Origin of the sequence: Devosia sp. Root685 (assembly GCF_001427875.1) — a bacterium.
In the GTDB taxonomy this organism is placed as follows: domain Bacteria; phylum Pseudomonadota; class Alphaproteobacteria; order Rhizobiales; family Devosiaceae; genus Devosia.
Genome location: NZ_LMHK01000005.1, coordinates 176922 through 199931, shown reverse-complemented (window position 1 = coordinate 199931; position 23010 = coordinate 176922). Strand labels below are relative to the sequence as shown.

19 protein-coding genes and 1 tRNA gene are annotated in these 23010 nt (G+C 61.6%); 11 read left to right on the top strand and 9 right to left on the bottom strand.

Annotated elements, in window-relative coordinates; translation table 11 throughout:
• Positions 1 to 23: 23 nt before the first annotated feature.
• Positions 24 to 725 (bottom strand): GntR family transcriptional regulator, encoded by a 702-nt coding sequence (locus tag ASD83_RS20345; RefSeq protein ID WP_056314241.1) that lies wholly within the window; start codon positions 723 to 725, stop codon positions 24 to 26.
• Between the two features lie 252 nt (positions 726 to 977).
• Here ASD83_RS20345 and ASD83_RS20340 point away from each other — a divergent pair, with 252 nt between their 5' ends.
• From ASD83_RS20340 to ASD83_RS20315, 6 genes are all read left to right on the top strand, one after another.
• A complete protein-coding gene (locus ASD83_RS20340) occupies positions 978 to 2459 on the top strand; it encodes an ABC transporter substrate-binding protein (protein ID WP_056314240.1) in 1482 nt (493 codons plus the stop codon).
• A 66-nt stretch (positions 2460 to 2525) separates the two neighbouring features.
• Positions 2526 to 3485 (top strand): carbohydrate ABC transporter permease, encoded by a 960-nt coding sequence (locus ASD83_RS20335; RefSeq protein WP_056314286.1) that lies wholly within the window; start codon positions 2526 to 2528, stop codon positions 3483 to 3485.
• On the top strand, positions 3482 to 4354 hold the full coding sequence (locus ASD83_RS20330) for a carbohydrate ABC transporter permease (protein ID WP_056314239.1): 873 nt from the start codon (positions 3482 to 3484) through the stop codon (positions 4352 to 4354). Before ASD83_RS20335 ends, ASD83_RS20330 begins: the two co-directional genes overlap by 4 nt.
• Positions 4355 to 4366: 12 nt before the next feature.
• Positions 4367 to 5464 (top strand): ABC transporter ATP-binding protein, encoded by a 1098-nt coding sequence (locus ASD83_RS20325; RefSeq protein ID WP_056314238.1) that lies wholly within the window; start codon positions 4367 to 4369, stop codon positions 5462 to 5464.
• Positions 5465 to 5472: 8 nt separating this feature from the next.
• Positions 5473 to 6633: a mandelate racemase/muconate lactonizing enzyme family protein gene (locus ASD83_RS20320; RefSeq protein WP_056314237.1), complete on the top strand. Its 1161-nt coding sequence runs from the start codon at positions 5473 to 5475 to the stop codon at positions 6631 to 6633.
• Between the two features lie 25 nt (positions 6634 to 6658).
• A complete protein-coding gene (locus ASD83_RS20315; RefSeq protein WP_056314236.1) occupies positions 6659 to 7405 on the top strand; it encodes a ribonuclease activity regulator RraA in 747 nt (248 codons plus the stop codon).
• 309 nt (positions 7406 to 7714) lie between these two features.
• Here ASD83_RS20315 and ASD83_RS20310 read toward each other — a convergent pair.
• Positions 7715 to 7791: transfer RNA gene (locus ASD83_RS20310), tRNA-His, on the bottom strand.
• A gap of 303 nt (positions 7792 to 8094) precedes the next feature.
• On the opposite strand from ASD83_RS20310, the gene ASD83_RS20305 reads away from it, so the two are divergent.
• The 5 genes from ASD83_RS20305 (at position 8095) to ASD83_RS20285 (ending at position 15773) form a co-directional block, all read left to right on the top strand.
• The gene (locus tag ASD83_RS20305) at positions 8095 to 10683 is read left to right on the top strand and encodes a sensor histidine kinase (protein WP_056314235.1); all 2589 of its coding nucleotides are present in this window, start codon (positions 8095 to 8097) and stop codon (positions 10681 to 10683) included.
• 131 nt (positions 10684 to 10814) lie between these two features.
• Positions 10815 to 12293, top strand: coding sequence for an ABC transporter substrate-binding protein (locus ASD83_RS20300; protein ID WP_056314234.1), 1479 nt, complete (start codon positions 10815 to 10817; stop codon positions 12291 to 12293).
• A gap of 141 nt (positions 12294 to 12434) precedes the next feature.
• Positions 12435 to 13385, top strand: a complete 951-nt coding sequence (locus ASD83_RS20295) for an ABC transporter permease (protein WP_056314233.1) — start codon at positions 12435 to 12437, stop codon at positions 13383 to 13385.
• Positions 13382 to 14230 (top strand): ABC transporter permease, encoded by an 849-nt coding sequence (locus ASD83_RS20290; protein ID WP_056314232.1) that lies wholly within the window; start codon positions 13382 to 13384, stop codon positions 14228 to 14230. The genes ASD83_RS20295 and ASD83_RS20290 overlap by 4 nt, the downstream gene beginning before the upstream one ends.
• Positions 14217 to 15773 (top strand): dipeptide ABC transporter ATP-binding protein, encoded by a 1557-nt coding sequence (locus tag ASD83_RS20285; RefSeq protein WP_056314231.1) that lies wholly within the window; start codon positions 14217 to 14219, stop codon positions 15771 to 15773. Before ASD83_RS20290 ends, ASD83_RS20285 begins: the two co-directional genes overlap by 14 nt.
• Before the next feature lie 51 nt (positions 15774 to 15824).
• Here ASD83_RS20285 and ASD83_RS20280 read toward each other — a convergent pair whose 3' ends face one another.
• The 7 genes from ASD83_RS20280 to ASD83_RS20250 all read right to left on the bottom strand — a co-directional run bounded on the left by ASD83_RS20280 (position 15825) and on the right by ASD83_RS20250 (position 22855).
• Positions 15825 to 16406, bottom strand: coding sequence for a UPF0149 family protein (locus tag ASD83_RS20280; protein WP_056314230.1), 582 nt, complete (start codon positions 16404 to 16406; stop codon positions 15825 to 15827).
• Between the two features lie 50 nt (positions 16407 to 16456).
• Positions 16457 to 17770 (bottom strand): GH1 family beta-glucosidase, encoded by a 1314-nt coding sequence (locus tag ASD83_RS20275; RefSeq protein WP_056314229.1) that lies wholly within the window; start codon positions 17768 to 17770, stop codon positions 16457 to 16459.
• A gap of 102 nt (positions 17771 to 17872) precedes the next feature.
• On the bottom strand, positions 17873 to 18949 hold the full coding sequence (locus ASD83_RS20270; RefSeq protein ID WP_056314228.1) for an Mrp/NBP35 family ATP-binding protein: 1077 nt from the start codon (positions 18947 to 18949) through the stop codon (positions 17873 to 17875).
• Between the two features lie 102 nt (positions 18950 to 19051).
• Positions 19052 to 19705, bottom strand: coding sequence for a fructose-6-phosphate aldolase (gene fsa / locus ASD83_RS20265; RefSeq protein ID WP_056314227.1), 654 nt, complete (start codon positions 19703 to 19705; stop codon positions 19052 to 19054).
• Between the two features lie 81 nt (positions 19706 to 19786).
• Positions 19787 to 20971 carry an aromatic amino acid transaminase gene (locus ASD83_RS20260; RefSeq protein WP_056314226.1) on the bottom strand — a complete coding sequence of 395 codons (1185 nt, stop codon included), beginning with the start codon at positions 20969 to 20971 and terminating at the stop codon, positions 19787 to 19789.
• A 196-nt stretch (positions 20972 to 21167) separates the two neighbouring features.
• Entirely contained in the window at positions 21168 to 22097 is a 930-nt protein-coding gene (locus ASD83_RS20255; RefSeq protein WP_056314225.1) for an electron transfer flavoprotein subunit alpha/FixB family protein, read from the bottom strand.
• Positions 22097 to 22855 carry an electron transfer flavoprotein subunit beta/FixA family protein gene (locus ASD83_RS20250; protein ID WP_056314224.1) on the bottom strand — a complete coding sequence of 253 codons (759 nt, stop codon included), beginning with the start codon at positions 22853 to 22855 and terminating at the stop codon, positions 22097 to 22099. The genes ASD83_RS20255 and ASD83_RS20250 overlap by 1 nt, the downstream gene beginning before the upstream one ends.
• Positions 22856 to 23010 lie beyond the last annotated feature (155 nt).

Here is a 23010-nt window from a genome sequence, read left to right as displayed (position 1 = left end):
ATGGCCGTTTGCCGGCCGCGTTGTTATCCGGCGCGAGCGGCCTCCGCTGCGCGCATTTGTTCAAGGACGTGACGCCCCGAGCCTTCGACATGCTGAGCGACCAGCGTTGCCGCCTTCTCAGCCTCACCGTCCTTGATGAACTGGATCAGTTGGCGGTGTTCGCGCATCACCTGCGCGCGCCGGGCCAGCGTGAAGTTGTAGCGACGGCTGACGGCGCGCAGGACTTCGCGGTGCTTCCACCAGAGCTCGGCGGCGTGCCGGTTATAGTGTCGCTCGTACATGATGGTGTGGAAACGCGTGTCGAGCTCGCTATGGCGGAGGGCGTCGGCGAAGTTGTTTTCCTCGATCTCGGCCTGCACCTTTTCGAGCTGCACGATGTCCTCTGGCGTCGCCATGCCAACAAACCAGCGCGTCAGGGCCGGCTCGATGAGAACCCCGATCTCATAGATGTCGCGCACGAAATTCTGATCGATCGGCCGGACCCGGGCCCCACGATTGGGTGAGATGACGACAAATCCCTCCCCGCGCAGCAGCTGAAGGGCTTCGCGCACCGGATTGGTCGAGGTGCTGTGGCGCTGGGCGAGGTCGGCAACGATCAGCCGTTCATTGGCTTGAAGCCGACCTGAAATGATGTCGTCCCGGATCAGTTGGTAAAGGGAATCGCCCTGTGTCGACGCTCCTGTCGGTTCCATTCCGGCCGGTGGCTGCGCCTTGAAGTCGGTCATCTATGTCTCGTCAGTCCGTGTGTATTCTGACGCATGCCTTTAGCCAATTTCCAGGTGCAGGTATCGGGACATTGCGCCGCATTGGCACTCCATCCATGTCAAATAATGTATAATCCGATCCAGTTGACACGCAATAGCGCTTCTGCAACGTTCATTGCATGGTGAGATGTACATAAGAGGCAGAGCCCGCTGTACGCCGCCGCAAAAGGACCTGAGGCGCGAGGGGCGCCTGCAGGGACAGAGGAGGACTAGATGAGCAATTACCCATTGGGCCGCGCGCTTGCGCGTGGCGCATTCGTCTCTGCGCTCGCCATCTCGATGATGAGCACGTCCGTATTCGGCCAGAGCGTCGATCTCAGCAAATGGTCGCCCGAATATGTCCGGTCGATCGCCGGCACCGAAACCTACAACACTGCCGAACAGTGCGGCGCGGTTACGCCACTCGACTATAAAGGCAAGCTGAGCTTCTGGTACCAGGGCGTCTTCGAGGGCGACCCGGACCTGCTGCGCCAGTACTACAAGGATTTCTTCGAGGCCTTCCGCACGACCTATCCCAATATCGAGCTCGAAGAACAGGCGCTGACCTATAACGACCTTCTGGACAAGTTCCGCACGGCGCTGCTTGGCAATGCCGGCCCGATGGTCGTGCGCCTCCAGATTCTGGGCGGCGTCGAATTTGCCTCCAAGGGCTACCTGCAGGAGCTGAGCCCCGAGGATGTCGGCTGGAAGGCCGAGGATTTCTGGCCGGGCGCGATGAAGTCGGTGATGTGGGAGGGCAAGACCTACGGCATTCCGACCAATAACGAGACCATGGCCTTTATCTGGAACGCCGATATTTTCAAGCGCGCCGGCCTTGATCCGGAAAAGCCACCGGCAACCTGGGACGAAGTCGTCGAATATTCCAAGAAGATTCACGATGAACTGGGCATTGCCGGCTACGGCCTTGTCGCCCGCAAGAATGCGGGCAATACGCCCTATCGCTTCATGCCGCAGCTCTGGGCCTATGGTGGTGGCGTGTTCGACGAAGCCGATCCAAGCCCGAACTATGGCGAGATACGCCTCGACAGTCCGGAGAGCATCAGGGCGCTGCAGGCCTCCTACGACATGTATGTCCGCGACCAGTCCGTGCCGGTTTCCGCGCTGACCAACCAGCAAGCCGACAACCAGCCACTGTTCCTGGCGGGGCAGGTCGCGATGATGATCTCGCATCCGTCCGACTATAACGTGATGCTCGATCTTCAGGCCAAGGCGACGGGCGCCGACAAGGAGACTGCCCAAACCGTTATCGACAACATGCGTTACGGCCTTGTCCCGACCGGACCCGACGGACGCCGCGCCGTCGTCTTCGGCGGCTCCAATATCCATATTCTCAACCCCGAATATGTCGAGGGCGGAGAAGTGGACGAGGCTGCGGCCAAGGCTATGGTCTGTTTCTGGACCAGTCCGGAATGGTCACTGAAGATGGCCTATGCCGGCTCCAACCCGGGCAACCTCAATGGGTTCAAGACCGAGTGGATGAAGCAGCGCCTCGACTCCATCAAGTTCCTCGATGTCACGACCTCTATGCTGCCCTATGGCGTGCCGTTCCCGACGCTGCCGGAAACGCCTGAAATCATGAACATCATCATTCCCGACATGCTCCAGAATGCATTGACGGGAGCGATGACCGTGGAACAGGCAGCCGCCGATGCCGCGCAAAAAGTTCGTGACGTGACGGATGGTGGCGGGCTCTAGCCCTCTCCCTGCAAAAGTGGCCGGCGGCACTGCTGCCGGCCTCCCCTTCTGACAGGAATGAGCCAGATGACCACTCTATCAGGCCACTCGGACGCTGCGCCCGCGCATCTGGCCAGGCGGCCCAACATTTTGCGGCAAATGTGGACCAGCCGCGCCGACTATCTCTATGTCCTGCCCGCGATCGTGGTGATGCTCGTCGTCATCGCCTATCCCATCTACTACACGATCGACCTGTCGTTCTTCAAAACCCCACCGGGCCTGCAACTGCGCGACAAGATCTTTGTCGGCACGGACAATTACACGGCGATCCTGTCGAGCGAGGTCTTCTGGAAGGTCACGCTCAACACAGTGATCTGGACGATCGCTTCGACGCTGATCGCCTTCGTGCTCGGCTTTGGTGCCGCGCTTGCCCTGCATCGCGATTTTGCCGGCCGGGCCATCCTCCGCGCGATCCTGATCATTCCCTGGGTGATCAGTGCCGTTGCCGCATCTTATATCTGGAAATGGATCTACCATTCCGATTTCGGGGTGCTTGGCGCCGTTCTCGTGCAGTTCGGCATTCTCGACCGGCAGCCCAATTTCATCGACAACGTCAACAGCGTTCTGCCCTCGCTGATCGTGGTCAATATCTGGCGTGAATTTCCCTTCGCCATGATCATGCTGATGGCAGGGTTGCAGACCGTTCCGGAGCAATTGCTGCGTGCGGCCAAGGTCGATGGCGCCTCGACGTGGCAGCGGTTCTGGCATGTGATCTTTCCGCATCTGCGCGGAGTTTCGACGGTCACCATTCTCCTGCTCGCCGTAGCGAACTTCAATTCCTTCATCATACCCTGGATCATGACGGGGGGTGGCCCTTCCAACGCCTCCCATATCTGGATCACCCACATTTACGAACTGGCCTTCGGGCGGCAGCGCTGGGGCGTGGCCGCAGCCTATTCGGTGCTGCTGTTCATCATCTTGATGGTGCTCGGCTACTTCTATGTGCGCGCCCTCAGCGGCAATGAAAGCAAGGAGTCCGGCGCATGAGCACTACTGTTGCGCCCCGCAGCCGCAAAGGCGTCGATGGCTGGCGCTGGGCCGGACGCATCTTCCTCGTCATCATGGTGCTCTACACTGCCCTCCCCATGGCATGGATGCTGCTGACCTCGATCAAGTCAGGCTTTGCGGCAACGCAGTTCCCACCCCAATGGTGGCCCGCCGAGCCGACCCTGGCGAGCTACCAGAAGCTGCTCGATCCGCAGAACAGCGTCGGGCAGGATTTCCTGCGCTTTTTCTGGAACAGCCTCTTCGTTTCCGTGTGCACCACGGTGCTGGCAGTGATTGTCGCCGTGCCCGCCGCTTATGCCTTCTCGCGCTTCCGCTTTCCGGGCCGCAAATTCCTGTTCTTCTCTGTGCTCCTCCGGAACATGTTCCCGGCGGTCATTTTCCTTGTGCCGCTCTTTATCCTGATGCGCGTCCTTGGCCTTGTGAACACCCACGGGTCGCTGATCCTGACCTATCTCACCTTCGGCCTGCCGCTCGCCATCTGGCTCCTGAAGGGGTTTTACGACAACATTCCGGTGCAGCTCGAACAGGCGGCACGCATCGATGGCGCGACGCGTTTTCAGGCGTTTCTCCTGATCGTCACCCCGCTTTCGGTGCCAGGGATCATCGCCACCGCGATCTACTCGTTCATCGGGGCCTGGAACGAATACATCTACGCCGCGACATTCCTGACCAAAAACGAACAGCTGACCCTTCCGGTGGGCATTCAGCGGTTCTTTTCCGAGAACACGACGGATTTCCCGGGCCTGATGGCCGCAAGCTTCCTGATGAGCGTGCCGGTCGTCGTGTTGTTCCTCGTCCTCCAGAAATACTTCGTGCGCGCCCTGACCGAAGGCGCCGTCAAACACTAGAAGGATTATCCAATGGCCCAGGTGGTCCTCAAAGATCTCGTCAAGACCTATGGCTCCATCTATGCGGCCAAGGATGTTTCGCTGACGGTCAATGACGGCGAATTCGTCGCGCTGGTCGGGCCATCGGGCTGCGGCAAAACGACGACGCTCAATCTCGTTGCCGGCCTCATACCCATCACGTCGGGCGACATCGTCATTGGCGACCGGGTGGTCAATGACCTCGACCCCAAGGACCGGGACATCGCCATGGTGTTCCAGAACTACGCGCTTTATCCGCAAAAGACGGTGTTCCAGAATCTCGCCTTTCCTCTGCAGATGCGCAAGCTGCCAAAGGCGGAGATCGAGGTGAAGGTACGCGAAGCCGCAAGGGTGCTCGACATCACCCACCTGCTCGAACGCAAGCCGCGCGAGCTCTCGGGCGGCCAGCAGCAGCGCGTGGCCCTCGGCCGGGCCCTGGTGCGCGATCCCGCCGTGTTCCTGATGGATGAGCCGCTTTCCAACCTCGATGCCAAACTGCGCGTGCAGATGCGCAGCGAGATCAAGCGCTTCCACCAGGACCTCAAGGCAACCATCATCTATGTCACCCATGACCAGCTCGAAGCGGTGACCATGGCCGACAAGATGGCCGTAATGAATGGCGGGCTGCTGCAGCAATATGACTCGCCGGCCAATGTCTTTGCCGATCCGGTCAACATGTTCGTCGCCAGCTTTATCGGCAGCCCGGCAATGAGCCTCGTGCCGCTCGAAGTCGGCAGTGTCGACGGCCGCACCGTTCTCAGCAGTGCCGAAGGTTGGACGCTGCCGCTTTCGGACCGCAATATGCGCAAGGTGGCGAGCGCAACCTCGAAGAAGGTCGTGCTCGGTGCCCGGCATTCCACCATCAAGCTGCACAAGACCGACGTCGCGGGATCTGTGCCGGCCAAGGTCTATACGGTCGAGCCGACTGGCGATGTCACCTTTGTCCAGGCGTTCCTCTCCGGCGCCATCGTCAATATCAGCCTGCCCCCGACCGTGGTCGTGGCGCCCGACGAGATGGTGTGGCTCGAATTCGACCAGGACCGCATCCACCTTTTCGACGGCCAGACCGAAATGGCGCTTCGCGCCGACTGAGACCAGCTATGCCCCCCAAGCTCAAGATCACCGCGATCAAGCCCTATCCCGTGCGCGTGGGTATCCGGAACCAGTTTCTTCTCAAGGTCGAAACCGACCAGGGCATCAGCGGCTGGGGGGAAAGTGGTCTATCGGGCCGGGAAAAAGCTGTCGCCGGGGTGATCGAGCATTACCGCGAATTCCTGATCGGCCAGGATGCCATGCAGATCGGGCGCATCTGGCAAGAATTGTATCGCAGCCAGTATTTCGAGGGGGGCCGCGTTCTCCAGGCGGCGATCTCGGCCATCGACATTGCGCTCCACGACATCAAGGGCAAGGCGCTTGGCGTGCCGGTCTATGAACTCTTGGGGGGCAAGCAGCGCCATGTCATCCCGAGCTTTGCCTCGACCGGAGATAGTGCCGGGGAAGGCGCGATCGAGCGGGCCAAGGAACTCAAGGCCATGGGTTTCGACGCCATCCGCTTCTTTCCCATCGGCCAGGACAGCCGCGAGATTTTCGAGCCGCGCCAGTCGATCGCCGCAACCGCGAGACTGCTGAACCGGGCGCGCGAGGAACTGGGCGATGAAGTTGTGCTTGGTATCGACTATCACCACCGCCTCTCGGTTGCCGAGGCGGCGAGCTTTTGCAACAAGCTCAACAAGGGCGTTCTCGATTTCCTTGAGGAGCCGATCCGCGACGAAACGCCGGAGGCCTACGAATCCCTGCGCACGATGACGGATATTCCCTTTGCCATCGGCGAGGAATTTTCCAGCAAGTGGCAGTTCGTGCCCTATATCGAGCGCGGCATCCATCAGTTCAATCGGCTCGATGTCTGCAATGTCGGCGGCCTTACCGAGGCCATGAAAGTGGCTGGCTGGAGCGAGGCCCATTACGTCGACCTCATGCCGCACAATCCGCTCGGCCCGGTCTGCACCGCTGCAACGATCCATTTCGCGGCAGCCGTGCCCAATTTCGCCTGGCTCGAAACGCGGGCCCCCGAACTCGCCCTCGGCTTTGACAATGACGAGTTCTTCCCCATCCAGCCCAAGCTCGATGGCGCGGTTTATCCCGTCAGCGATGCGCCCGGGCTCGGCGTCGAGGTCAACGAAGACCTGCTGGCTCGGCAAAGTTTTAGTTTTTGGGAAGCACCGCATCTGCGGCGCAATGACGGTTCAGTGACCAATTGGTAGCCCCGGCCGGGGTGGAGGATTAGACGTGATCAAAACTACAGACATCACCCGCCCGCCCAAGCATTTGATCGAAGGTTTGCGGCACCTCGGCGCGGCGACGATCGCCGGGACGCTCGGCCATATGGGCTTCAAGAACCCGCATATGACCGGCATCCTGCCGCAAACGAAGGGCAAGACCATCTGCGGACCCGCCCTGACGCTCCAATGCCTCCCACAACGCCCCGACCTCTTCAGCGAGGGCGAATATGCCGACCCCGAAACGCAGCTTCACCGGCACGTGCTCTATCATGTGCAGGAAGGCGACGTGGTGGTGGTCGATGCGCGCGGTGACATGCGCTCGGGCATTTTTGGGGACATGATGTCCACCTATTTCAAGGGTCGCGGCGGCGCCGGCATCATCATCGATGGCGTGATGCGCGACCGCCCAAATGTCGAAAAGCTCGACCTCGCACTGTGGCTCAAGGGCTGGTCGCCAAACTACCATGTGCAGACCGATATTTTCCCCAACGCCGTCAACGTCACCATCGCCTGTGGCGGGGTGACCGTCGTACCGGGCGACATCATCGTCGCCGATGACGATGGCGCCGTGGTCGTTCCGGTCTCAATGGCCGAGGAGGTCATCCGCGATGGGCAAAAGCACGCCGAATGGGAAGAGTTCTCGCGCATGAAGCTGATGCAGGGCGAGCCACTGCAACGCTACTATCCACTCCATCCCGACGCCGAGAACGAGTATCAGGTCTGGCGCAAGCTCAACCCCATAAAGCCGCTCTAAGAGCAATCCTGGGCAGCCGCGAGATCGCAACGGATGAGCCTGATCAACTATCTCACGACGATCGAGTTCGGCGCGGGCCTACCAATATCTGGGCAAGACTTGGTTTTTGCTTGAGGCTGGTTGAAGGGAAACGCGCCTACTCAGCCCCTTAGGTCGGCGTTCTTGTTGCGGCCGGGCGCTCCCTGCGGGCGGCCAGCATCCAAGGAGCCACCTCAAGCGCGACAAGGTCGGCCTTGGCGCCATTGTCGATGTGGGGCTCATTGTGTTGACGGCGATCTTCGCGCCCTTGCGGTGACCACAAAACATAGGTGGTACCACCTCTCGGGATCGAACCGAGGACCTCTAGATCCACAATCTAGCGCTCTAACCAACTGAGCTAAGGCGGCATACCGCAACGGCGCCAAGGGTGGCTGCCGAAAGCGGGCGGAACATAGGTCGAGATCGTCATAATGACAAGCACCGATTTTGACCCTGTGGACAGATGCAACCAAGGGCACGTTCAACCAATTGCAGCTGCGCGTGTGACCATTCCTTAGGACCTCGCATTTAACCATGGCGACGATTGAATGGGCGGGATGCATGTCGCGGGCTGGATTCGTTCTCAGCGGCGCGATAATGAAGAACACTTAAAGAACTCTCCAAAATTGTGCCGATCTGGCACAATCACAAATGGCCTCAACACGCTGTCTATGAATGCCGAGTGGACCACATCGCCGAATGCCCGCCGGGTGCTGCAGCACGCGCAAGACGCGCGGCCGGCTTGGCTATGGTCGCAGGATGGTCAGCGCCTGATCTGGTCGAACCCGGCGGCGGCCCTGTTTCTGGCCAAGCTCAAGAAAAGCGGCCTGAAGCTTGCTCCGCTCGCCGTGCCGCTCAAAGGCCAGGTGGCGCGGACCATTCGTCTCGGCTCGCCCGGCCGGACGAGCCTTGCCCGCATCCAGTTCAACGCCGGGGACAAGCCGGCCTCAGCGACCTGCGCGACGACGCCGCTGCTGCTTGAGGGAGAGGACGCCTATCTCCTCATCGTTTCAGTCGATCCCATCGATCCCGAAATTGTCGCCGCGTCTGACGTGTCGCGGGGTAGTGCGATAGACGAGGCGCCGCCTGAGGAGCAGGTCGCACCTGACACCGTGCGCGACGAACCGGCACCACAGCAGGATCATGTTGCGGCCGCGCTCGATCCGGCCGCCGAGGAGCCAAGCGCTCCTGCACCAGAAGAGATTGGGGCAGTCGAGGCGCTTTCCGAGAGTGAGCGCGAGCCTGAGGACGAACGCGCGGGCGCGGCACAGACCGCCATTCCCGCCGATGACTCCTACACGCGCGAACTGCACGACTGGCAGGATGTGGACCCGGAAACGGTCTATACGCCCGCCGGGGAGCCGACGGTTTTTACCGATGAGATCAGCGCTTCGGACCTCGATGAAGAGGACGAGCCGGCGCCAACCGGGCCGGCAACGCCAGCGCAAGACGAAGAGCGCCCGCTCTTCCGCAGTCTGAGCGCGCTGGTGGACCGTCTCGCCGCCGATGAAGACCTCTATGCCCCTCTTAATGAGGCGGATGACGAGGTTCCGCAGTCGATTGCCTCCGAGGCATCTACACGGCCAGACGAAACAACGCCGCGGCTTTTCAAGATCACCGGCCGGGGTTTTCGGCCGATCGCGGCGCCTCCCGCAATCGAGGAGCGTTCGGAAGACGATTCGCTCTTCCCGGCGGGAACAGTGCCCGAGGTCGCCCACGACTTGGTCGAGCGCGTCTCGCGCTACAATTTCGACGAGCTCTCGCGCATCCTCAATGATCGCGTTGGCCTCCAGGGGACGCCCGCCCCGAATGCACCCGCCATAGCGGAGGATAGCCCCGAAAAACCTGGCGGATCGCTCGTCAGCCTTGGCGGCGAAACGCTGGTGCTCAATCGCCTGCCGCTCGGCATTCTCGTTTTCCGCGATCAGCAGATTCTCTTTGCCAACCGTGCCATTACCGAAATGGTCGGCTACGAATCGGTGGAGTCCCTGCGGCTGGCCGGTCTCACCGCCATTTTCCCCGGAAGCAACGGCGAACAGGACGCTGGCCCGGTCAATCATCTGGTACAGCGCGATGGAACGCTGGTGCCGGTGACGGCGCGTCTGCAATCGACCTCGTGGCAGGGCCGGCCCGCCCTTATGCTGTCGGCCAGCACGACCGAAGTGCGAACCGGGCATGAGGATGCCGTGCGCGCCTTTGCCCAGGCTTTTGCGGAGCTGCGTGGCGACGGCTTTGTCGAATTGAGCCGCACCGGCGTGGTCCGGCTTGCCGATTCCTCGGCCTCGGCGGCGCTGGGCGCAGGCAGCACCATTCTAGGAAAACCGCTCTCGGCGTTGATTTCGTCCGAAGATGGCTTTGCCTTGCGCGGCTTCCTTGAGCGGCCGGGGCGCTTTGCCGAGACGGAACGCCCCGCCATCATTCTGCGCTCGCTCGACAACAAGTCCGAGATCGTTCTTTTCGCTCAGGGTCAGGCGGGCATTGTCAGCGGCTATTTCGCCATGGTGCGGCCGCGCAATATCACGCCGCGGCGCGCGCTTGGCGCTCCGGATGCCGACCCGGCCCTTCTCGCGCGCATCGGCCGGGGCGTTCGACGGCCGCTCAACACGATAATCGGCTTTGCCGAATTGCTGCGCAGCAAGACCTTTGGTGAACTGGGTGACGAACGCTACGAGGCCTATGCCGAAGACATTGCCGCGGCCGGCAACGATATCGCGGCGCTGGTGGACGAACTTGAGGACTATGCCCGTCTGCGGGAGGGAAAATACCTCGCCGAACGCGCCAGTCTCGACCTGACCGAACTGCTTGAAACCTGCGTGCTGCGCATCCGCAACCAGGCCAATGCCGGGCGGATTATCGTGCGCAATGCCATTTCCGAGACCCTGCCGCGCGTCACCGCCGATCGCGCTTCGCTCGGGCAAGCCGTGCTCAATCTCCTCGCCAGCGCCATCGACCAGAGCCCGGTGGGCAGCACGGTGGTGATTTCGGCGCAGCTGCTCGACGATGGCGGTATCGCTATCCACGTGCGCGATAATTCCAATCACGCCGTCGACATGGCGGAGCGTTTCGTGGTGTTCCGCGATGGGCTGAGCAAGACCGGACAGGCCTTGGTGCCGGTTCGGTCCAGTGTCGGCCTGGCGCTCACCCGCTCGCTCCTGGCGGTCAATGCCGTGTCGCTGTCGGTCGATCCGGCTGGCGAAAACGGCGTGCTGTTTTCCCTCCGAATCCCAGCGGATCTCGTCGACAACCTGCCGGCCGGCTAGCCAAAGGTCATTCTTCCCAACGGGGAACCGCTTAGGCGAAAAGTTTAACGCCCAAAGCGGGTGCGCCATAGCGCAACTTTGCCTATACCTAGCGCGAGGCGCGGAGCCGCGCCGACCTCTGGGAGACAGATATGAGAGTGACCAAGTCTTTCGCGCTGGCCAGTGCCGGTTTGCTTTTGGCCACCGGCCTTGCGTTCGCGCAATCGACCGAAATTCGTGTCGGCGCGCCGCTTGAGCCGCCAGCGCTCGACCCGACGGCCGGCGCCGCCGAGGCGATCGACGTCGTCGTCTACCAAAATGTTTTCGAGGCCCTGACCCGCATCGATCAAAACGGCGCGGTGCAACCCGGTCTCGCTTCGGCATGGACCATCAGCGAGGACGGGCTAACCTATCGCTTCACGCTCAATGACGGCGTGACCTTTCACGACGGCACCGCCTTTGACGCGGAAGACGTGAAGTTCACCTTCGAGCGCATTCTGGCAGATGACGGCGTCAATGCGCAAAAAGCGCTCTATGAAGCGATCTCGGCCGTGACGGTCGTTGATCCGCTGACGGTGGACATCACCCTGTCGCGTCCCGACGGCCTTTTTCTCTTCAATATCGGCCGCGGCGATGCCGTCATTGTGGCGCCGGAAAGCGCCGCCAATAACGCGACCGATCCGATCGGCACCGGCCCCTTCGCCTTCGTGCAATGGGATCGCGGCAGCCGGGTCATTCTCGAACAATATGGCCCCTATTGGGGTGAAAAGCCGGCGCTGACCAAGGCGACCTATGTGTTCATCGGCGACACCGCCACGATGACCAATGCGCTGCTGGCAGGCGATGTCGATGGCACCTATAATTTTGCGGCCGAAGCCCTGCCGGTCTTTGATGGCAATCCGCAGTTCAAGGTGCTGGTGGGCTCCACCGAGGGCGAAACCATCCTTTCGACTAACAATGCCAAATCACCCTTCGACAAGCTCGAAGTGCGCCAGGCCATGGCTCATGCCATCAACCGCCAGGAAATCATCGATGGCGCGACCTATGGCTATGGCGTGCCGATCGGCAGCCATTTCGCGCCGCACCATCCCTACTATATCGATCTGACCAACACCTATCCCTACGACCTCGACAAGGCGCGCGAACTGCTGGCGGAAGCCGGCTATCCCGATGGTTTTTCGGCGACGCTAAAACTGCCGCCGGTCAACTATGCGCGTGTTTCGGGCCAGATCATTGCCAGCGAATTCGCCAAGGTCGGTATCAAGCTCGAGCTGATCAACATGGAATGGGCGCAGTGGCTGGAAGATGTCTTTGCCAACAAGGACTTCGACCTGACGATCATCAGCCATGTCGAGCCCTTCGACATTGGCATCTATGCCAATCCCGACTACTACTTCGGCTATAACAATCCTGAAGTGCAGGCCCTCAACGAGACGCTCAATGCCACGACCGACGAGGCCAAGCGCAAGGAGCTGGCCCAAGAGATGCAGACCATCATCGCCAAGGATGCGGTCAACGGCTTCCTCTTCGAACTCGCCCAGACCGGCGTCTGGAACGCCAAGCTCGAAGGCATGTGGCAAAACGCGCCCGTCGAAGGCGTGGTGCTACGCGACGTTCATTGGGTTGAATAGGGCTTCGGCGCTCGACGCCCCCCACCTAGCCTCCCCCCAATGGGGGGAGGGACCATATCGAGTGCGTAGCGCGTTTCAGAGACAAACACCGGCCGACCCCTCCCCCTTCCAGGGGGAGGTTGGGTGGGGGTCCTTCGCCCCATGACCCTCTACATCCTCCGCCGCATTTTCGGGTTCCTCGTCACGCTTCTCATCGCCGCAGCGGTCATTTTCCTGCTGCTTGATCTCCTGCCCGGCGATCCCGCCCGCTTCATTCTTGGCATCAATGCGACGCCCGAAGCCGTCGCGGCGTTGCGCCTGCAAATGGGTCTCGATGACCCGGCTCTTCTGCGCTTCAGCAATTGGCTGTTCGGCATGCTGCGCGGCGACTTTGGCCTATCGCAGACGCAGAAACTTCCGGTTGCCGGCCTCATCGCCGAACGCATGGCCGTCACCCTGCCGCTGACGCTCTTCGCCATGGTCATTTCCGTCGCCATCGGCCTGCCGCTTGGCATTCTGGCCGCGCGCCATCGCGGCAAGCCGGTCGACACCGCGCTCATGATCCTCGCACAGACCGGGGTCGCCATACCCAATTTCTGGTTCGGCATGCTGCTTACCTTGCTGTTCGCCGTCACCCTGCGCTGGCTGCCGCCGGGCGGCTTTACGCCATGGAATGAAGATGCCTGGGCCTCTCTCCGCGGCCTTGTGCTGCCGAGCCTCGCGCTCGCCCTGCCACAAGCCGCCATCCTCGCGCGCGTCATGCGCACCGCGCTGGTCGATGTTTCGAGCCAGGATTTCATCCGCACCGCCCGTGCCAAGGGCATGACCTTTGGCGAAGCCCTGTGGCGCCACGGCGTGCGTAACGCCTTGCTCCCGGTGCTCACAATCCTCGGCCTGCAATTCGCCTTCCTGATCGCCGGCACCATCATCGTCGAAAACGTCTTCTACCTGCCCGGCCTCGGCCGGCTGATCTTCACCGCTATTTCCGAGCGTGATCTCGTGCTGGTGCGCAGCGCCACGATCATCCTCGTGCTCGTCGTCAGCTTCACCATGCTGGTTGTCGATCTCGCCTATGGCCTGGTCGACCCGCGCCTGCGGGAGCGACGGGCATGAACTGGCGCAGTGTCTTCAAACATCCGGGCCTGACGATCGGCCTCGCCGCCACCGCACTTTTTGCGATGCTGGCGCTGCTTTCGCTTGTCTGGACACCCTACCCCATTGCCGACATTTCCATCGCCCGACGCTTTGCGACGCCGGGGGCCGAGCATTGGCTGGGCACTGATCAACTTGGCCGCGATATGCTCTCGCTGATCATGTCGGGCACGCTGACAAGCTTTACAGTTGGGGCCATCGCCGTTCTCATCGGCGCCGGCATCGGCGTGCCGCTGGGGCTCGCCGCCGCCATCTATGGCGGGCCAGTCGAATGGGTGGTGCTGCGTTTTTCCGATCTCGCCTTTGCCTTCCCCGCCGTCGTCATCGCCATTCTCATCGCCACGCTGATGGGGCCCGGCGCCAGCAATGCGGTGATCGCCATCGGCATCTTCAACGTGCCGGTTTTTGCGCAGGTGGCGCGCGGCGGGGCCTTGGCCATTTCGACGCTGGACTTCGTTGCCGCCGCACGGCTAGCGGGCCTTCGCAAGCCGATGATCGCCCTGCTGCACCTCCTGCCCAATATTGCGAGCCTCATCATCGTGCAGGGCACGATCCAGCTGTCGCTCGGGATTCTCGCCGAAGCGGGCCTGTCCTATATCGGTCTTGGCACGCAGCCTCCTGCCACGAGTTTGGGATTGATGCTGCGGGACGCGCAGAGCCTCTTTCTGATCCATCCCTGGCTCAGTCTCGCGCCGGGGCTTGCCATCGTCGTTATCGTCATCGCCCTCAACATCGCCGGAGACGGGTTGCGCGATGCGCTCGACCCGCGCCTGCGCAATCGGGGATTGGCCAATGTCGCTGGTTGAAATCGAAAACCTGACGATCAGCTTTGGCGGCAAGCCGGCGGTTTCGGGTCTGTCCCTCAGCATCAACCAAGGCGACCGCTTTGGCGTGATCGGCGAAAGCGGCTCGGGCAAGTCGCTGACCGCCTTGGCCATCACCGGCCTTCTACCCGAGGATGCCGAGGTTTCCGGCACCATTCGCTTCGATGGCGCACCCCTGCCCCAAGACGAAAAGGCTATGGCGCGCCTGCGCGGGCAGCGGATCGGCATGGTGTTTCAAGAGCCGATGACGGCGCTCAATCCGCTGATGCGGGTTGGCGCTCAGATCGAAGAGGCGCTTAAGCTGAACGGCCAAGATGGCGATAGCGCCGTTGTGGGGCTTCTCGAAGAAGTCGGCCTTGAAGCCCGGCATGCCGCGCGCTTTCCGCATCAGCTTTCGGGCGGGCAGCGCCAGCGCGTGATGATTGCCATGGCGCTGGCCAGTGCGCCGGACCTGATGATTGCCGATGAGCCGACCTCGGCCCTCGACGTCATTACCCAGCGCATGGTGCTTGACCTCATCCGCGAGATTTGCGACCGGCGGCAGATGACGCTGATCTTCATCAGCCACGATATGCGCGCCGTCGCTGCGCTCTGCGACAGGATTGCCGTTTTGCGCGGCGGCAAATTGGTCGAGAGCGGCACAGTGAAAGCGGTGCTGTCCCAGCCGGCCGAGGCCTATACGCAAAAACTCGTTGCCGCGACGCGCATGGTGCAGCGACAGGGTGAGCCACATGTGGCTGACAAGACCTTGCTGGAGGTGGATCACCTCACGCGCGCCTTCTCGCAAGGCGGTTTCTGGCGTTGGGGGACGCAACCGCTATTGGCGGTCAATGATGTCAGCTTGAGCGTTTCGGCGGGTGAATGCCTGGCGCTGGTTGGCCCCTCCGGCTGCGGCAAGACGACACTTGCCCGCATGATCGTCGGGCTCGACAGCGCAACATCGGGGCAAATGCAGTTTGAGGGCACGGTCTATCGCGGCGGTGACCTTCCGCCGGCTCGCCGCGCCGATCTATCGCTGGTGTTCCAGGACCCGTTCGGCAGTTTCAATCCGCGGCTGAGCGTGGGCCAGTCGCTTGGTGAGCCCCTGCGACTTTTGCCGGGGCTCGATCATGACGAACACGACCAGCGGCTCGTCGATGCGATCGAATCGGTTGGCCTTGAGCGGGGCATGCTCACGCGTTTCCCGCACGAATTTTCCGGCGGCCAGCGCCAGCGCCTGGCCATTGCCCGCGCTCTCGTCACCCGCCCAAGCCTCGTCGTGCTCGACGAGCCGGTTTCGGCGCTCGATGTTTCGGTGCGCGGCGATGTGCTTGACCTGCTGGCGCGCCTGCAGAACCAGTTCGGCCTCACCTATATCATCATCAGCCACGACCTCGACATGGTCGCGGCCATGGCGGATCGCGTGCTGGTGATGGAGGCCGGAAAAATCGTCGAGGAGGGCAAGCCCGCCGCCCTGTTCGCCGCGCCACAGCACCGGCTGACCAAGGCCTTGATGGAAGCCCGCCTCCCCGATCTGGTTAGCTAAAGCGCTTCTGGCGCTTCAGCCTTTTGTGCTCCGCCTATCGGGAGACCGACCTCAGTTTGCCTTATGCAACTGATGGAGCAAGGCGGCTGCAGCCGCCAGATTGTCGGGCATGGATTCGACGGCTTCGTCGTATTCGGCCCATTCTTGCTCGGCCGCCGTATCATCGGGACGGTTGTCGGGCGAGGACAACATCAGGGCGGAGGCCAGCCGCATGGCGACTTCACCGCGCAGGTCATCGCCGGTGTGGCGCATCAGTTCGTCCCAGTAGTCGAAGCGCAGCAGCATGGCCTGCTGGAAGCCGGCCATCCAGACTTCCCAGACGACTTCGTCGCTCTCTTCGTCCACCTCATAGAGCGGCGCATATTCGTCGTCAGCCAGCTCACGCTCGACTTCGGCAAGGCGCGTCGTGATCAGCGTTTCGATTTCGGCACTGCCGGGCTTGGCTTCGCCACGTTCATCGGCAAGCCATTCGAAAGGCCACCATTCCTCCCGCGCGATCGGCTCGGGGCCCACGGCGAGGCAGCAGAGAAAACCGTCGAGTTCGGAGAGGAGCATGGCATCGTCGCCGGCCTCGGCCAGAAGGTCTTCGAGCCGCAGCAGGGATTCCGGCAGTTCAATGAGTTCAGATGTCATGGCAGTTTCCGGTCCGCATCAAATGGAGAGACGCGGACCCTATACACGGCTTAGCGCGTGTTGTGCAGCATGCCCTGGAAAGAACGGTAGCTGGCTTTGGGCGTGCGCTGCTGCGTCTCATAGTCGACATGCACCAGGCCAAAGCGCTTATTGTAGCCCTCGGCCCATTCGTAATTGTCGAGCAGCGACCAGGCGAAATAGCCGCGCACATCGGCGCCGGCTGCGCGGGCGGCAAGCACGGCTTTCAGGTGCTCGTCATAATATTTTACGCGGCGCGGATCGTCGTCGCCTTCGACCTCGGCCATGCCGTTCTCGGTGACGTAAAGCGGGATTTTCGTATAGTCGTTGGAGACGCGAACCAGCAGGTCCGACAGGCCCTTGGGGTAGATTTCCCAGCCGATATCGGTCTGTTCGAGATTGCCCTTCACCTGCTCGACCGGACGGCCCGGTTGCGTCGAAGCCTTATAGATGCCGCGGGTATAGTAGTTGATGCCCAGCCAATCGAGCGGACGCGACACGACCGACATATCAGCCTGATAATTGGCCGGGAGATAGGGCGCGAGCCATTCGGTCAGTTCGGCCGGGTACTGGCCTTTCAGGACGCCGCCGAGATACCAGCGATTGAACAGCGCATCGCCGAAATTGCAGGCGGCCTTATCTTCTTCGCTGTCGGTCGCCGGCTCGGATTTTTCGAGATTGAGCACGATGCCCAGGTTTTTCGTGCCCGTCGCGCGCAGCGCGTCGATGGCGGTACCGTGCGCAAAAAGCACGTGGTGCATGGCACGAGCGGCGGCGCGCATGTCGCGGTAGCCCGGCGCGTGGATGCCGAGGAAATGGCTGAGAAAGGCGACGCACCAGGGCTCGTTGATGGTGGCCGTCGCCGCGAGGCGATCACCGAACTTTTCGCCGACGAGCGTCGCATAGTCGGCAAACCAATTGGCGATATCGCGGTTCATCCAGCCACCGCGGTCCTGCAGGGTCGAGGGCAGATCCCAATGATAGAGCGTCGCATAGGGTTTGAGGCCGCGCTCAAGCATGCCGTCGATCAGGCGATCATAAAAGTCTAGACCGGCCTGATTGACGGCGCCGGTGCCTTCGGGGATCAGGCGCGGCCAGGCGAAGGAAAAACGATAGGCGCCAAAGCCGCCGTCGCGAATAAGATCGAGATCCTGCGGCCAAAGCTCGTAGTGGTTGCAGGCGTTAAGGCCGGTATCGCCATTGTGGACATTGCCCGGGGTTGCCGAGAACGTATCCCAGATTGATTGGCCGCGACCGTCGCGCTGCCCGCCTTCGATCTGATAGGCGGCCGTGGCGACGCCAAAGGTGAAGTCGGGACCAAAATCCTTACGATCGATCGAGAACATAACCCCTCCGCAGGGCGTTGCGCCCTTATTGACTAGCCGGATAGCCTGTTCGGAAAAGTCATGCAATCGATTTCAGCAATCGATTGCATTGCCAAAATGCGCCTAGAACTGCGCCTTGCTGACCGGCATACCGGCGAGAAGTCTCTGGGCGATCACGCGGTAGACGGAGGCCTCCGCCCCCTCGGGATTCGCTGCCACCGGCGGCACGCCGGCGTCGGAATTTTCACGAATAGACATAACCAAGGGTATGGCGCCGAGGAACGGAACCTCGAGCCGTGCGGCGGCCTTTTCGGCGCCACCGGTCCCAAAGATGTCGTAGCGGTTGCCGGTGTCGGGCGCGATGAAATAGCTCATGTTTTCAATGAGCCCGAGGATGGGCACGGACATGCGGCGGAGCATGTCGATGGCTTTTTGGGCGTCGATCAGGGCCAGGTCCTGCGGGGTCGAGACGATGACGACGCCATCGACGATGGTCTGCTGGAAGAGGCCGATATGAATATCGCCGGTGCCGGGCGGCAGGTCGATGACCAACACGTCGAGATCGCCCCAATCGGTTTCGCGCAACAACTGACGCAGGCCCGAGGTAGCCATGGGGCCGCGCCAGACGACGGCTTGGCCGGGGACCAGCATGGCGCCGATCGACATGACTTTGAGGCCAAAGGCTTCGTGCGGCTGAAAAATGCCGTCGTCGCGCAGCGCCGTGCGGTCTTCGATCCCCAGCAGTTTGGGGACCGAGGGGCCGTAGAGATCGGCGTCGAGCATGCCGACTTTGAGGCCTTCGGCGGCGAAGGAGAGGGCGAGATTGACCGAGGTGGTGGATTTGCCGACGCCGCCCTTGCCTGAGCCGACGGCGATGATGCGGCGGACGCCTTTTACGCGCGTCTTGCCCTGGGGCTGGGGGGAGCCATGGGAGAATTTGGGGCCGGCCTGCTTTTCGGAGGTGATGGAGACCATCACCTTGCGACTGCCCGACAGGGGTTTTATCGCTTCGATAGCCGCTTCGCGGGCGGGGCCGAAGGCGGCTTCCATGCCCTGCGGAACGCCGACGGCGAAGGCTATGGCGCTGGGGGTGACGATGATTTCGGAAAGGCCGGAAAAACTCGCGAGATCGCCGCCGCCGGGGATTTCCACGGCATTGAGGGCAGCTTTGATGCGGGCGGCGAGTTCGGTATCAGCCATGTCGGTCTCGTCAAATAAAAGACCTCACCCAGGCGGTGCGCGGGCGAGGTCTAAAAGCAGGTCCCGGAATTATCCGAGACCAATCAATGGATTGCGTCGATCCTAGAGGATCGACTGGCCGGTGGCGGCCCAATCCTTGAGGAAGCCTTCAATGCCCGCATTGGTCAGCGGGTGGTTGGCCAGCTTCTTGATCACGTCGGGCGGGATGGTGGCAACGTCGGCGCCGGCCAGCGCGACTTCGGTCACGTGGTTGGGCGTACGGATCGAGGCGGCGAGGATTTCGGTTTCGAAGCCGTAGTTGTCGTAGATCTGACGGATGTTCTCGATCAGTTCGAGGCCATCGATATTGATGTCATCGAGGCGACCGATGAAGGGCGAGATATAGGTCGCGCCGGCCTTGGCAGCGAGCAAAGCCTGATTGGCCGAGAAGCAGAGCGTGACGTTGGTGTGGACGCCCTTTTCCTTGAAATACTTGGTCGCTTTCAAGCCGTTAAGCGTCAGCGGCAGCTTGATGACGACGTTGGACGCGATCTTGGCGAGGTGTTCGCCTTCCTTGATCATGCCGTCATATTCGAGGCTTGCGACTTCGGCGGAAACCGGGCCGGGAACGATGGCGCAGATCTCGGCGATCACTTCCTTGAAGTCGCGGCCCGACTTGGCGATCAGCGACGGATTGGTGGTGACACCATCGAGGAGACCCGTTTCATAGAGTTCCTTGATTGCGGCGGTGTCTGCAGTATCGACGAAGAACTTCATCGTTCCCTCCTAAAAAGCGTTTATGGCCCGGCCAGTTAGCCAGATGCTAGTCCATGGCGGCGCGGGGCCGCAAGCGTGTGCTCAGCGTACGGCGCCAAGAAATGCATCGGCAAGGTCGCCAACGCGATCTTCCGGGATGCCGGCGACATTGATGCGACTATCTCCGGTCATATAGACCCCGTTTCCGGCTTTAAGATGTTCGACCGCATCATTGCTGAGACCGAGCAGCGAGAACATGCCGCGGTGATCGGCAACGAAGTCGAAATCGGTCGAATTGGAGCGAGTGCGGATCGCGTCTGCGAGTTTTTTTCGCAATGAAATCATGCGGTTACGCATGAGCGATAGCTCTTCTTCCCACTCGGCGCGGAGCGCCTTGTCGGCCAAAATGGTGCGGATGATCTCAGCGCCGTGATCGGGCGGCTGGGAATAGGCGCCGCGGATGATGTTGAGGAGCTGCGAACTTGTAATATCCGCACTTTTTTCGTCGCGAGCGACGAGGATGGCAGCGCCGACACGTTCGCGATAGAGCCCGAAATTCTTCGAACCCGAGAATGCTACCAGAGCTTCGGGGACCGTGGATAGAATTTTGCGCGTGCCATAGGCGTCCGCTTCGATGCCATCGCCAAAGCCGAGATAGGCGAGATCGACGAAGGGCAGCGCGCCGGTGCGGAGAAGGCTTGCGGCAACCTGGTCCCACTGGTCGTTGGAGAGGTTGGCGCCGGTTGGGTTGTGACAGCAGCCGTGCAGCAGAACGACATCCCCGGCGCCCAATTTATCAAGCGTTGCCAGCATTTCGGCGAACTTTACGCCGCGCGTTTCCGTATCGAAATAGGGATAGGTCGCGACTTTCAGGCCCGAATTGATGGCGATCGGGTTGTGGTTGGCCCAGGTCGGGTCCGAGACATAGACCGTGGCACCGGGGCGGGCGCGGTTGATCAGCTGCATCAAGACCCAGAGCGAGCCGGTGCCGCCGGGAGCCTGCGCAATGCGCACGCGGGAGAGATCGACTGAGCCGGCCAAAACGAGGTCGAGCACGGCGGTGCCAAAACCTTTATTGCCGGCGATACCGAGATAAGTCTTTGTTTCTTCGTTCGAAAGGATTTTCTCTTCGGCTTTGCGCACCGCGGTCATGACCGGAGTCACGCCTTTTTCGTCTTTGTAGACGCCGACGCCCAGGTCGATCTTGGTGGAACGCTGGTCAGCGGCAAACTCGCCCATGAGCGCAAGAATCTTGTCGCCAGGGGCCGTCGAGAGGGTTTCGAACATTTTTTCGGAAGTCCGGTGAGAAGGCGCCGTCTTTATAGGCGGCTCATGGATTTTTGCAATTGGAGTTGGGCGTTTCGGTGGTCTGCTATGCCTCCCCTCCTCCGGCTGTCATCCCGGCCTCGGGCCGGGATCTTGTCTGAGACCTCGGGATGGGCCCCGGCCTAAAGCCGGGGTGACAATCGAGGGTGGGGAGAGTTCAGTGTTTTATGCCTGACTTTTCCAGTTCGGCGATCAATTGGGGAATGATTTCAAAGAGATCGCCGATCAGCGCTACGTCGGCGATTTTCATCAGCGGGGCTTCGGGGTCGGTATTGATGGCGAAAATCTTCTTGGCGCCCTGAATGCCGGCGAGGTGTTGCAGCGCGCCTGAAATGCCGATGGCGATGTAGAGATCGGGGGCGATGATCTTGCCGGTCTGGCCGATCTGCCAATCGTTGGGGGCGTAGCCGGCGTCCACCGCGGCGCGGGTGGCGCCAACGGCGGCACCGAGGGTTTTGCCAAGCTTTTCAATCAGTTGAAAGCCCTCGGCGGAGCCGACGGAGACGCCGCCACCGATGACGATCTGGGCTGTGGCGAGATCGGGCGTGTCGCTTTCGGTGCGGTGGGCGGCAAGGAAGCGGGCGGCGGAATTCACAGTGAGATCAAGGGTTTCGATCGGCGCGGCATTGCCTGACGCGGCCGGGCGGAAGGCCGAGGCACGGAAGGTGAGGAGGTGCTTTGGCTGGGAATCAGTGAGTGTTTCCAAGGCGTTGCCGGCATAGATGGGCCGGACGAAGCGGTTGGCACCGAGGATTTCGACGATGTCGGTGACCGGCTGGATATCGAGCTTTGCGGCAAGACGGGGGATAACGTCCTTGCCCACCGAGGAGGCGCTGGCGCTAACAGACTGGTAACGTTGAGCCAGGTTCTCGAGGCAATTGGTGATGGATTCAGCGGTGTTATCAGCTTTTACTACTTGGACTATCCGAACACCGGCGATCTCAGCGGCCGAGGCGGCGATATTGCCGGGGGTTTCCGCAATCACAAGAATGTCGACGGGGCCGAGTTGGCTCGCGGCGGCAACGAGGCGGGCGGTGGCGGGCGAGAGTTCACCCTTGTCGTGATCGGCAAGTAGGAGAACCGACATCAGAGCGCCTCCATCTCGTTGACTTCGGAGACGATGGCCGCGGCGAGGTCGGCGACGGAGCCGACGGTTTTGCCGGCGACGCGTTCGGCGGGCGGGGATATTTTTTCGACGACGAGGCGCGGGGCGAGGTCGACGCCGAATTCAGCAGCCGGACGCACGGCCAATGGCTTGGAGCGCGCCTTCATTACCATGGGGAGGGCGGCGTTGCGGGGCGTGTTGAGGCGGAGGTCGGCGGTGACGACGGCGGGGAGCGGCAAGCGAAGCGTTTCGCGGCCATAGTCGACTTCGCGGGTAACTTCCAGCTCATTGCCTTTGACGACGATCTCGGAGGCGAAGGTCGCCTGGGGGCGGTTGGTCAGGGCGGCGAGCATCTGGCCGACATGGTTGGAATCATCGTCGACAGCCTGCTTGCCGAGAAGGATCAGGTCGGGCTGCTCTTCCTCGACGACTTTGGCGAGGAGCTTGGCGATGGTGAGGGTTTCGAGCGGCGCGTCGGTTTCAACGAGAATGCCGCGGTGAGCGCCCATGGCGAGGGCGGTCAAAATGACATCGTTGCTCTGCTTGGGGCCGATGGAGACGACGACCACTTCGCTCGCTTCGCCTTTTTCGACGAGCTGCACTGATGCTTCCACCGCGTGCTTGCAGAAGGGGTTCATCGACATGCGCACGCCAGATGTTTCGACGCCGGTTCCATCGGGACGGACGCGAATGCGGACATTGTGGTCGACGACGCGCTTGACGGCGACGAGGATTTTCATGAGCGGCTCCGAGTTGGAGGTTCAATGACAAATTGGGCCGCGAGGGGCAAGGCGCGGGAGGGGAATTTCGGTTCGGTCGCAAGGGGAATGTTAGAAAGGGGTGCTTTTCGCGGCGGCCGAGGGTGGCGCGTTCGCGGGGATAACACCGTGAAATC